This window comes from Metabacillus endolithicus (genome assembly GCF_023078335.1).
GTDB classification, from domain to species: Bacteria; Bacillota; Bacilli; order Bacillales; family Bacillaceae; genus Metabacillus; species Metabacillus endolithicus.
Map to the genome: position 1 here is coordinate 3,512,627 of NZ_CP095550.1, position 11,913 is coordinate 3,524,539.

At 34.7% G+C, this 11,913-nt stretch carries 12 protein-coding genes and 1 pseudogene; 8 read left to right on the forward strand and 5 right to left on the reverse strand.

The window, feature by feature from the left end:
• The first annotated feature begins 187 nt into the window (after positions 1 to 187).
• Both MVE64_RS18080 and spxA read left to right on the forward strand, forming a co-directional pair.
• Positions 188 to 762 (forward strand): annotated as a pseudogene (locus MVE64_RS18080) (GNAT family N-acetyltransferase).
• 249 nt (positions 763 to 1,011) lie between these two features.
• A complete protein-coding gene (gene spxA / locus MVE64_RS18085) occupies positions 1,012 to 1,407 on the forward strand; it encodes a transcriptional regulator SpxA (RefSeq protein WP_098798697.1) in 396 nt (131 codons plus the stop codon).
• 63 nt (positions 1,408 to 1,470) lie between these two features.
• On the opposite strand, the gene MVE64_RS18090 is transcribed toward spxA, so the two are convergent.
• Entirely contained in the window at positions 1,471 to 2,151 is a 681-nt protein-coding gene (locus tag MVE64_RS18090; RefSeq protein WP_247340020.1) for a TerC family protein, read from the reverse strand.
• Positions 2,152 to 2,498: 347 nt separating this feature from the next.
• Between MVE64_RS18090 and mecA the strand changes: the two genes are divergently transcribed.
• The 5 genes from mecA (at position 2,499) to pepF (ending at position 8,396) form a co-directional block, all read left to right on the forward strand.
• On the forward strand, positions 2,499 to 3,170 hold the full coding sequence (gene mecA / locus MVE64_RS18095; RefSeq protein ID WP_247340022.1) for an adaptor protein MecA: 672 nt from the start codon (positions 2,499 to 2,501) through the stop codon (positions 3,168 to 3,170).
• 195 nt (positions 3,171 to 3,365) lie between these two features.
• A complete protein-coding gene (cls, locus tag MVE64_RS18100) occupies positions 3,366 to 4,877 on the forward strand; it encodes a cardiolipin synthase (protein ID WP_247340024.1) in 1,512 nt (503 codons plus the stop codon).
• Positions 4,878 to 5,000: 123 nt separating this feature from the next.
• Positions 5,001 to 5,978, forward strand: coding sequence for a competence protein CoiA (locus MVE64_RS18105; protein ID WP_247340025.1), 978 nt, complete (start codon positions 5,001 to 5,003; stop codon positions 5,976 to 5,978).
• A 277-nt stretch (positions 5,979 to 6,255) separates the two neighbouring features.
• Entirely contained in the window at positions 6,256 to 6,429 is a 174-nt protein-coding gene (locus MVE64_RS18110) for a hypothetical protein (RefSeq protein ID WP_247340027.1), read from the forward strand.
• Positions 6,430 to 6,569: 140 nt separating this feature from the next.
• Entirely contained in the window at positions 6,570 to 8,396 is a 1,827-nt protein-coding gene (gene pepF, locus MVE64_RS18115; RefSeq protein WP_247347141.1) for an oligoendopeptidase F, read from the forward strand.
• 53 nt (positions 8,397 to 8,449) lie between these two features.
• Here pepF and MVE64_RS18120 read toward each other — a convergent pair whose 3' ends face one another.
• The gene (locus MVE64_RS18120) at positions 8,450 to 8,623 is read right to left on the reverse strand and encodes a hypothetical protein (protein WP_247340029.1); all 174 of its coding nucleotides are present in this window, start codon (positions 8,621 to 8,623) and stop codon (positions 8,450 to 8,452) included.
• Between the two features lie 517 nt (positions 8,624 to 9,140).
• Between MVE64_RS18120 and MVE64_RS18125 the strand changes: the two genes are divergently transcribed.
• A complete protein-coding gene (locus MVE64_RS18125) occupies positions 9,141 to 9,578 on the forward strand; it encodes an NUDIX domain-containing protein (protein WP_247340031.1) in 438 nt (145 codons plus the stop codon).
• 118 nt (positions 9,579 to 9,696) lie between these two features.
• Here MVE64_RS18125 and MVE64_RS18130 read toward each other — a convergent pair whose 3' ends face one another.
• From MVE64_RS18130 to MVE64_RS18140, 3 genes are all read right to left on the reverse strand, one after another.
• The gene (locus tag MVE64_RS18130; RefSeq protein ID WP_247340032.1) at positions 9,697 to 10,572 is read right to left on the reverse strand and encodes a ClpXP adapter SpxH family protein; all 876 of its coding nucleotides are present in this window, start codon (positions 10,570 to 10,572) and stop codon (positions 9,697 to 9,699) included.
• Complete coding sequence (locus MVE64_RS18135) at positions 10,559 to 10,969, reverse strand: globin domain-containing protein (protein ID WP_247340034.1); 411 nt, start codon at positions 10,967 to 10,969, stop codon at positions 10,559 to 10,561. The genes MVE64_RS18130 and MVE64_RS18135 overlap by 14 nt, the downstream gene beginning before the upstream one ends.
• Before the next feature lie 313 nt (positions 10,970 to 11,282).
• Positions 11,283 to 11,912 (reverse strand): lytic transglycosylase domain-containing protein, encoded by a 630-nt coding sequence (locus MVE64_RS18140; protein WP_379052856.1) that lies wholly within the window; start codon positions 11,910 to 11,912, stop codon positions 11,283 to 11,285.
• Position 11,913: the final 1 nt, after the last annotated feature.

Consider the following 11,913-nt stretch of genomic DNA (forward strand, 5'->3'; position numbering starts at 1 on the left):
GATATCTAAAATTAACCAACCCCAAGACCTGCTGTAAAGGGCCTTCCCTTAATCGAATCTCTTTGTATTGCATACACTAACTGAGAGCTGAAAAAGGTCAGGTCTCTTTTATTTACATGTTTAATAAAAAAAAGAAGGGTATAGATAATTATGGGAGAATTTATTAAATGGTGATAGGAGCAGAAAAATGAACTGGTATGAAAAGTTAAATCAGTATTTTCCCATCGAAGAGATGAAGTCTAAAGATCACATTGAGGCCTTACTAGATGAAAAAGGTGACATTTACCATAAAGATGAAGGAAAAAAGCATGTCCTGATGTATGCTGAGCTTGATGATTTTATCTTCATTGACTACCTATTTGTATCAAAGGATGCAAGGGGAGAAGGCTTAGGCAGCAAACTAATTGATAAATTAAAGAAAAAAACAAACCAATTATCCTCGAAGTTGAACCAGTGAATTATGAAGATACCGATACAGCAAAAAGACTAAAGTTTTATCAAAGACAAGGGTTTAAACATGCTAATACAATCGGATATGAAAGAAGATCTCTTGCAACAAATGAGGTAAACAAATTAGAAATTCTTTACTGGGCTCCAAATGATGAATCAGAAGAAACAATCTTTCAGGCAATGCAAAAAACATATAAACTAATTCATACTTTTAAAGATAAAGAATTATATGGTGAATCTTATCAACCTGTTCATGAAGTATTATCGATGGATGAGGAAAATAAACATAACATTTTCGATGAGTTAAGTTAATTGAGAATGAGTTTACTGACTTATATGGATGGATATAATTACAACTTATCCATTATAAGTCACTACATATCAAGAGTTTTCCTAGTTCTTTAAAGGATTGTAATTGTTTTGTCATACTTTTAACGTAATATCTATATCCATACTTACTTTTTTATAGTATAATCAATTTAGTAATTCTTATTTAAAGTAATTTTAATTATATAGACGTTTTAGTTTTAACTCATTCTATATTTAGAGGAGTGAATGTTCATGGTTACATTGTATACATCACCAAGTTGTACTTCATGTAGAAAAGCAAAAGCATGGTTAGAAGAGCACGAAATTGCATATGTTGAAAGAAATATTTTTTCTGAGCCTTTAAGCATTCAAGAAATTAAAGAAATTTTAAGAATGACAGAGGATGGAACGGATGAGATTATTTCTACTCGTTCTAAAATCTTTCAAAAGCTAAATATCAACTTAGAAACTATGCCTTTACAAGATTTATATAATTTAATTCAAGAAAATCCAGGACTTCTTCGCCGTCCGATTATAATCGATGAGAAGAGATTACAAGTTGGATATAATGAAGATGAAATCCGTCGTTTTCTTCCACGCCGTGTTCGCACATATCAACTACAAGAAGCACAGCGCTTAGTTAATTAAATATGAAAACTGAAGAGGCAAATCATTTGCCTCTTTGTTTGTTATATTTTTTAGTGAGCTTTGTTAATCCCTGCGAGCAGTCTGAAAGTTGATCATTTGGTGGTACAGAACACCTGCTAATATAATAAATGAGGCTGTAATATAAGGTATGCTCATTTCAAGCATTGGGTGTGAATAGAAGATTCCCTGTAGTTTAGGTTCTTCTACAATCATTTTCCCTGAAGTAAAGGCAAGCAGACCGCCACCAATATAAACAAGGAATGGATACTTTGTTAATAGGACGAGGATTATTTTACTTCCCCAAATAATAATAGGTATTGAAATGAATAACCCCATTGCTACTAGTAACATATGACCCTGTGCTGCTCCAGCAACTGCTAAAACATTATCAAATCCCATTAATAAATCAGCAATGACGATTGTTTTGATGGCTCTCCATAGTGATGGATGACTTTTTATTTTGCTTGTGTCATCTTCCTTGCCTGCAATCAAGTTGTAGGCAATATAAAGTAGGAAAACTCCGCCAACCAATTGTAAAAAAGGTATTTTCAACAAATAAACAGCTATTAAAGTAATGAAAATCCGAAATACAATCGCGAGCATGGTTCCTAATATGATTGCTTTATTTCGTTGCAAAACGGGTAAATTACGACAGGCTAAAGCAATGACTACAGCGTTGTCAGCACCAAGTACTAGATCGATGCCTATGATCATGAGAAGTGATAAAAGAAAATCTTGTTCCATAGTTAATACCCTCTTTTTTTGGCTTATTGACTGCTCGTACAATTATATGAAAACATTCATAAGATATGCTTGTAGAATCATATAGGTAAAATAACTGTTTTTGTAAATTCGGAGTTTTTTTATTTCATTTAAGTACTTTTTATCATAAAATAGGAGTACAAGATTCTTTCATAATTGAAGGTTCTAAAGCACTAGTGTGAAGATTTTCTAGCTTTTTTTGGAGGATATTTACACTTTCCCTTTACCCACGGTTAAATAGTTGAAAATTTGGGTAAAGTGTAGTAAAGTACAACTACCCTGAGGGGGGTTGTCCCTTCAACATCTTATATAGAAGGGAAGGTTGAGTAATGGAGATTGAACGTATTAACGAGAATACTGTAAAGTTTTATATCTCATATTTAGATATAGAAGAGCGTGGTTTTGATCGCGATGAAATCTGGTATAACCGTGATCGAAGTGAGGAACTTTTCTGGGAAATGATGGATGAAGTTCATGAAGAAGAGGAATTTATGGTTGAAGGTCCACTTTGGATCCAAGTTCAAGCACTTGATAAAGGGCTTGAGGTGATCGTAACGAAAGCGCAAGTGTCTAAAGACGGACAAAAGCTAGAGCTTCCTATTTCTGACGAAAAACTTAAAGAAATCCCAGTGGATGAAAATATAGAATCATTGTTAGATCATCATTTTAATAAGTCAAATGATTCACAGGAAGATCAAATTGAAGAATTGGAACAACAGCTTCAGTTTGTCTTAAAGTTTAATGATTTAGAAAATATTATTTCCTTGTCTAAGTATTCATCTCTTTCAGGAATGATGAATCACTTATTCTCACTCGACCAAAATTACTATTTATTTGTTGAGTTTGATGACGAAGTGAGTGACGAAGAAATTGAGAATACATTGAGTATTCTACTTGAATATGGACAAGAATCCAGAGTAACCATTCATCGACTTGAAGAATATGGTAACTTAATTGCAAAAGATCATGCATTAAATGTGATAAGAAAACATTTTTCATAATAGATCATAGATGTGAGAGACCGATTTCATGTAAATCGGTTTTTTTTCATTCATTGTAAAAAATATGTTCTTTTCTTGGGTAAAAACAAGGCCGAAGTAACAAAATAGTGAGACATGTGAAGACAAAAGGGTGACTCAATGTTTCGTTTTTATGAATGAAGGGAAGTAAGACTAAAAATAAGTCAGGTGAAGCTAATGAAGTTTACATTCAGAATACTATTATTTGTCACATTAATTGCTTCCATTATCTTAATAACGAAGAGTCTTTGGGGAGATTGGATTGTTGGTTCTGTAAGTGTTCTTTTTACACTCTCAATTATCTTTATATGTGTTGTGATCTTCCTTGAAAATAGGCATCCGTCACATACAATTACATGGTTAGTTGTTTTAGGTGGTTTTCCATTAGTAGGATTTTTCTTTTATTTATTTTTTGGGAGAAACATAAGAAAGAGACGTCTTTTTGAGAAAAAAGCATTGTTGGATGAAAAAGCATTTTTAGAAATTGAGGGAAATCATCATTCGTATCAAGAAAAAATCAACCGAATGGGTAATCATCAACAATTATTATTCAAACTAGCTCATCGATTAGGACATAGTCCTATATCATTTGCTACAAAAACGAAGGCTTTAACAGATGGTATCGAAACATTTGATCATATCTTTCGCGAGTTAAAAAATGCAAAACATCATATTCATCTTGAGTATTATATTGTCCGACATGATCAGGTCGGAAATGAATTGAAAAATCTTTTGATTGAAAAAGCTCGAGAAGGTGTTGAAGTTAGGTTTTTATATGATGCTGTTGGAAGTTGGAAGCTTTCCAAAGAATACATTAGAAGTATGGGGAAAGCTGGGATTGAAATGGTTCCGTTTCTACCCGTTCGGATTCCTTTTTTAAATAATAAAATTAACTTTCGTAACCATCGGAAAATTATCGTTATAGATGGGGAAGTGGGTTTTGTCGGTGGTTTAAATGTGGGCGATGAGTACTTAGGTAAGGATCCTTACTTTGGATATTGGCGTGACACCCACCTTTTAATTAAGGGAGAAGCTGTTCGAACTCTACAAATGATCTTTTTGCAGGATTGGTATTATATGACAGATAAAAAGCTGTTGATTCAATCTTACATAAGTTCAGATCCTGAGGAATTGGAAGAAACGGGTGGCGTTCAGTTAATTGCCGGTGGTCCTGATAATAAGTGGGATGTTATTAAAAACTTGTTTTTCTCGATGATTATTTCGGCCAAAGAGTCAATCTGGATCGCATCTCCATATTTTATTCCCGATGAAGATATTCTAACAGCTTTAAAGGTGGCTGCACTGAGCGGAATTGACGTAAGACTGCTAGTACCTGAACGTCCGGATAAAAAGATTGTTTACCATGCTTCAAGATCTTATTTCCCAGAGCTACTTGATGCAGGTGTTAAAGTTTACGAGTATAAAAAAGGGTTTTTACACAGTAAAATTGTGATTGTTGACTATGAACTTGCATCCATTGGAACAGCGAATATGGACATGAGAAGCTTTCATCTGAATTTTGAGGTAAATGCATTTCTATATAGAACTGGAAGTACACAAACACTTGTAGATGCCTATATGAATGATATTGATCAATCGAGAGAAATCATTATGGAAGAATTTGCGAAGCGTTCTTTTGCTATAAAGCTTTTTGAATCAGCAGCACGCCTTATGTCGCCATTATTATAGAAAGAAAGAAGTACTGCCCAATCGGTCAGTGCTTTTTCCTTTTTTAATGATCAAAATTTAATTTTCACGATTTGTCCTATTTCTCTTTATATGGATAATAAAAAGAAAAAGGAGAGGAAGCTATTGTTTGTAGCGAATGATCAAAGAGGTAATCAACTTAATGTAGCAGAGAAAAAGTGGACAATTGAAAGGTTAAGAAAGTTAAAAGCAAACAGCACTTTTATTTGTCCTCAATGTCAAAACGAGTTAGATTTAAAAATTGGTTCAATCATATCAGCCCACTTTGCTCATAAAAAGCACTCTGACTGTCCATCAAATAAGGGAGGACCTGAAAGTCAGTATCATATGAGAGGAAAGCTTGAATTATATGATTGGCTTCAAATAGATGAAAATGTTACACATGTAGAACTAGAACCTTTTATAACTGATATTAAGCAGCGTCCAGACCTTTTAATCAAAGATCATCAACAAACCCTAGCAATAGAGTATCAATGCTCACCAATCGACCTAAACATACTTCAAAAAAGATCTGGTATGTATAAAAAAGCAAACATTCCTTTTCTCTGGATTCTAGGTGGAAAATTACTAAAAAGAACAGGAGAAAGATCATTTAAACTCTCCCAGTTTCAATGGCGTTTTACAAGTAAAATGGAAGATGGCTCACTTATGATCTATGCTTATTGTTCTAAGATTAAAGCGTTTATCATTTTAAGAACTATTATTCCATTTTCTTCTCAAGTTGTTTTTGCCAATCAATCTGTTATTTCTAAACAAACAATATCGTTCACGCAGTTAATAAGACAGCAGTCTTGTTCCATAAATTTTTATGAAAATTGGTTCCATAAAGTTAGAGCTTTTCGCTTAAAGCCTTTTCCCTTTACTACGAAGCAAGCGAATACTCTAAATCAATTCCTTTATCAAACAAAACATGCTTCTCTTCTTTATCTTCCTTCACACGCATTTCTACCCCTAAAGTACAACTACTTAATAGAATCACCTGTCTATGTATGGCAAGGATGGGTGATGACATTTATAGATGAAGTACCTTTAAACTCTACCTTTAGCTTTCACTATATTTATGAAAGAACCAAAAGAAGGTAAAGGAAAGATTACTCTCGGTTCGGGTTCTGCCACAACTAAATGTACACTATTCCAAAGTTATATATGAATACCTTGAAAAGCTCTCAGAGTTATCTTTTATCACTAAAGTAGAATACCAAATATATGAAAAACATCAGACGACTAATTGGTTAACCAATATTGACGAATTACTAAACCGAGATGAAGAGCTAATGAAAGAGCTAAAACAAGGTTAATGTATAGCAATTATTTTTTTGAACACATTAAAAGGGAGATATTAACAACAAGAGGTGATCATATGTTTAATAAAAAACGTAAACGTAATCCAGTATTATTTATGGCATCAATGCTTGGAGTAGGAGCAGCTGCTTACTATTTGACAAAAGAAGCTACACAGGGTGAAGATAGAGGTAGCAACAATCAATCATATCCATCTGAAAATCCTTTCGATTATATTGGGAAAGATTTTTAATTGGCTCATGCGGAGAAAAAACTTCGGGAGGGATGGGTATGAACAAGAAAAAAATGCTATCAATTATGACGGCATTAACACTCATGAGCTCAATGAATACAAGCTCCGCATACGCCATTAATTTAAAAGGGGGAAATGGTATGTCAGAACAAGCGGCAGTGAAAAAATTACCTTCTAGAAATGAAATGAAAACAGAAGAAACCTGGAGACTTGAGGACATTTTTGAAACAGATGAAGCTTGGGAAAAAGAATACAAAGAAATACAAGCAGCTTTACCTAAGTTGGCCGAATTCAAAGGAAAACTAAGTGAAAGTGCCAATACACTTTATGAAGCACTTTCTTATCAAGATGGTGTAATGGAGCGTTTAGGAAAGCTTTATACATACGCACATATGAGATACGACCAGGACACAACGAACTCCAAATACCAAGCACTAGATGATCGTGCTAAAAGCTTATACACACAAGCTTCTAGTTTAAGCTCTTACATTGTTCCTGAAATTCTCTCAATTGATGAAGAGAAGATCAAGCAATTTTTAGAAGAAAAAGAAGAACTGAAGCTGTATGAGCATGCTCTTGATGAAATTAATCGCCAACGTCCACATGTTCTTTCAGCTGAAAAGGAAGAGTTATTAGCGGAAGCATCGGATGTCTTAGGCGCTGCAAGTAATACATTCGGAATGCTGAACAATGCTGATTTAACATTTCCTTCAATTAAAGATGAAAACGGAGAAGAGGTTGAAATCACTCATGGCCGCTATATCCGCTTTTTAGAAAGTGAAGATCGTAGAGTACGTGAAGAGGCATTTAAAGCCGTATATAAAACATATGGTGATTTTAAGAATACATTTGCTAGTACATTAAGTGGAACCGTTAAAAAAGACAATTTCAGTGCAAAGGTAAGAAATTATGAATCTGCAAGACAAGCTGCATTAAGCAGTGATAACATACCTGAATCTGTTTATGAAAACCTTGTTAGTACGATACATGATCATTTAGATCTTCTTCAGCGCTATGTAAAGCTTCGTAAAGAGGTACTCAAACTTGATGAAGTTCATATGTATGATCTTTATACACCTCTTATTAAGGACGTTAAAATGGACGTAACATATGACGAAGCAAAAGATTATATTTTAAAAGGACTTCAGCCACTTGGTGATGAATATATCTCGATTTTAGAAGAAGGCTTTGAAAACCGCTGGGTTGATGTTCATGAAAATAAAGGAAAAAGAAGTGGTGCGTACTCATCAGGAGCATATGGTACAAATCCATACATCCTTATGAATTGGCAGGACAATGTAAATAATTTATTTACACTTGCACATGAGTTCGGACACTCTGTTCACAGTTACTATACGCGCAAAGAGCAACCATATCCATATGGAAATTACTCTATTTTCGTAGCGGAAGTTGCATCAACGGCTAATGAAGCTTTATTAAATCATTACCTGCTAAATACAATTGATGATGAGAAAAAACGTTTGTACTTACTTAACCACTTCCTTGAAGGATTTAGAGGAACTGTTTTCCGTCAAACAATGTTTGCTGAGTTTGAGCATATTATTCATCAAAAGGCACAAGATGGTGAGTCGTTAACACCTGAATTACTAACTAAAACTTATTATGATCTGAACAAAAAGTATTTCGGTGATGACATTGTTGTTGATGAAGAAATCGGCTTAGAGTGGGCTAGAATTCCACATTTTTACTATAATTATTATGTGTATCAATATGCTACAGGCTACAGTGCTGCAACAGCTCTAAGTAACCAAATCTTAGAAGAAGGTCAACCTGCAGTTGATCGATACTTAGAATTTCTAAAAGCAGGAAGCTCTGATTACCCAATTGAAGTTTTAAAGAAAGCCGGTGTTGATATGACATCTTCAGCACCAATTGAAGAAGCATGTAAAGTGTTTGAAGAGAAACTAAATGAAATGGAAGAGCTATTGGCTAAGGTTAAACAATAATGAAGCTACATGAAAAAAGGAATGTGCCATTTATGTGCACATTCCTTTTTTCATTAAAAGCCTCTAAACGTTTTCCTATGATTAATAAAATAAAGTGTTACAAAAATTGAGATTAACAATAATGGAGATGTGATATAAAGAGGGACAAGATTCATGAACCCTAATACATTAATGAAGAATAACACAATCGTAAGCACTGAGAGCAATACAATCCATCTTAGCTTCACATGTATCCTCCTTGTCTATTTTCTATTTATTATTGTATATGTTTTTATCTTCTACAATATCCATTAAGTTAAGACGAGTTCATTTTAAGCACAAAACAATATAAGTGGAAATTATTCTAACATAATAGGTTTTGTGACATTTTTGTGAAAAAGAAGTATCGCACTTGTCAATAGTCGACATATTTTGATATATTATAGATGTGAAATTAATCACAAACAAACATTTACCCCTTTGTTTGACCGTGAAAAATTTCTCCCATCCCCTTTGTTGTCGTTAAGACATAAAAAGAAGACCCTTTACTTTGTATGGGGTCTTTTTATTTTGTCTCGAAATTAAGAATTGAAGATAAGATTTAATAAACAAGTCCCTGAAATACATAAAAACATTAGCATTCTCCTTATAAAGTAACGGCATCTTGCACACCCGGCCCCTCATTTTACCCTCGCCAACTTCCTTATAACTCTGCTATTCTAGTAGTATCAAATTGGGTCTTAATAGTGGAAGGAGCTCATATTCATGGAAGTAACAAGTATACATCCTGCAGTTGCAGTTATTATTTTTGACGAAGAAGGCCGAGTGCTTTTGCAAAAGCGACGAGATGTTGGGTTATGGGGAATTCCTTCGGGTCATGTAGAGCCTGGTGAGACGGTGGAGGCTGCTGCGAAACGAGAAGTACTTGAGGAAACAAGCTTACATATAGAAGTTGTTAAACTCATTGGTGTATATTCTGATCCAGCTTCACAGGTTTTTCACTATCCAGATGGGCGAGTAGTTCATTTTATAACCACCTATTTTTCAGCAATTATCTCTGGTGGTGAGGTTGAAGTAAACGAGTCAGAATCCTTAGAAATAAAGTTCTTTCCACCTTCTAATTTGCCAAGCGAACTACTAAATATGCATCCCAACTGGTTATTAGATGCCCTGGCAAAACAGGAGGCTGCATTCATTAGATAATCCCGCGCTCAATTCTCATACGCAGAAGCGTCATTTCAGCGCTTGTTTGCCCCTGTAATAGTTCTGCTCCTATCAACAACAGACACAAAAAAGGAATGGCGTCATACCATTCCTTTTATTAGCCTATATATCTCCAGAAAGTACCGTGTTTTGCTTGTACTTTTTCAACAGTTTGAGATAGAACTAATTTCTTTAATGTTTTTTCAACATCAGCCATTGTCATATTATAAACCGATGCGATTTCAGCAGTGGCAACAAATTGGTAGTGAGCTAAGAATGCTTCCAATGGAGGGGTGTGTGAAGGCTTAATATCATCGCCCACCATTTCTTTTAAGACTTGAACATATAAGTCATACGTATAAATACCTGTTATTTTTAAGCCTTCACGTTCTACCTCTTCACTGAAAAAAGCAAGTGTAGGGATTTCCTGAACCTCCATTTCAGAAGTGATTTTCAAATCACATTGCAAAGCTTTTGCTGAGCTTTCTGAATGAAGGTCTTTTTTGAATTCATTGACGTCAAGTCCGACATCTTTTGCAATTCCAATTAAAATTTCTTCATCTGAAACATTTTGACTTTCAATAAATAGTACTTCCTGCAGCTTCCTCATAAATTTAAGACCTGCTTTTCGTCCTTGAAGTTCAGCTGATTTTATCGCTAGTGAAGCTGTGTATGGACTTGATAATGGATTTTTTAGCCACACATTTCCATCACATGACATTCCTGTACGACTTCCTGTTTTTTCCCAGGCCTGTGCAAGCTTTTCAGGTTTTTTTCTTTTTGAAACGTTTAGTGTTGCAAGACGGCCGCTGATAATATATTTTAGCGTGAAAAGTCGTCCGTATTCTATTTGTAATTTTTTTATGATTGGTTCCAAGGCCCAGCATTCAGGGCATAAAGGGTCAACAAACATATAGATTTCCAATGGCTTATCAGGGTGACCGTTACAGTGTGAGAAAAAGAGGGAGATGTTTTTATTCTCATGATGTCCCATCAAAATATCCCTCTTTACTGTCTGGTGAATTCACCATATGTTCAGCAGTAAGTTTTAAGCGGTGCAATAGAAAGTCCTTTACTTCCCCCTCGAGTTGAACTTCCTTCATTGCTTTCTCCATACAAGCAATCCATGCTTTTGCTCTTGAAGGTGTGATTTCAAAAGGAAGATGTCTTGCTCTGAGCATCGGATGGCCGTGTTCCTCGGTGTATTCTTGAGGGCCACCTAAGTACTGTGTGAGAAATTGCTTTTGCTTTCGTGCTGTTTCAGTTAAATCATCTGGAAAAATGGGAGACAATAACGGATGTTTTTGTACGTTTCCATAAAAGGCATCAACAAGCTGCGAAAGAGTTTCTGCTCCTATCGCCTCATAGGGTGTTAGATTTTGATTCGTCACGTTGATATCTCCTTTTCAAATTGCTAATGTTATTCTAATAAACGCAAAGTTTGTTATTGGAAAATGAATAGAAGAATATTTATATATCAAAGAATGTCACATCTAATAGGATAATATGACTACTTCAGCTTGCGTTATGTAAATTCATTTTAACAAGCACTTCTATATATCTCAAACAAACCGCTCTCATAATAGGATATTTACCATTATTGTATGTTATTGGAGTTATTGTATGTGTTTCTTTAATGAGGTGTAGAGCAGTTCTACAAGCAAAAAAAGAGACTCAAAAATAGAGCCTCTTTTAAGCAGTTAATTATACATTATAAGTAGAAGTGATTTTACGAACGTAATTTTGTGTTTCTTTAAAAGGAGGCATGCCGCCATACTTATCAACGTTTCCAGGTCCTGCATTATAGGCAGCTAGTGCAAGTTTTACATCTCCGTTATATCTCGATAGCATCTGTTTTAAATATTTTGTTCCACCTTCAACGTTTTGCGCCGCATCGTAAGGGTCGTTTACACCAAGAGAGCGGGCAGTTGCTGGCATTAATTGCATAAGTCCCATTGCACCAGCGTAGCTTTTGGCAGTAGGATTAAACCCTGATTCCTGCTTGATAACGGCACGAATTAATTTCTCATCTACTCCGTACTTGGTAGCAGCCTGACGAATAATATCGTCGATAGAGCCAGATGCAATCGGCGCTGATGTTTCTTTAACAGAAGTTGTTTTTGTAACAACTGGTGAGTTTAAGATCATTCTAGGTAAATCTGCTAAAACAGATGAATTATTTGTTGTTGTACTTGAAGTTGAGGGATTAATAAAAGTTTTTAATAAATCTTGAAAAGTTGTATCAAAGGTTGAATCTTTTGTTTGGGTTGGTGATGTATTGAAATTTTGCAATGCCTGTAGTTCAAGCATTGTTTTATAATATCTTGCTTTAATA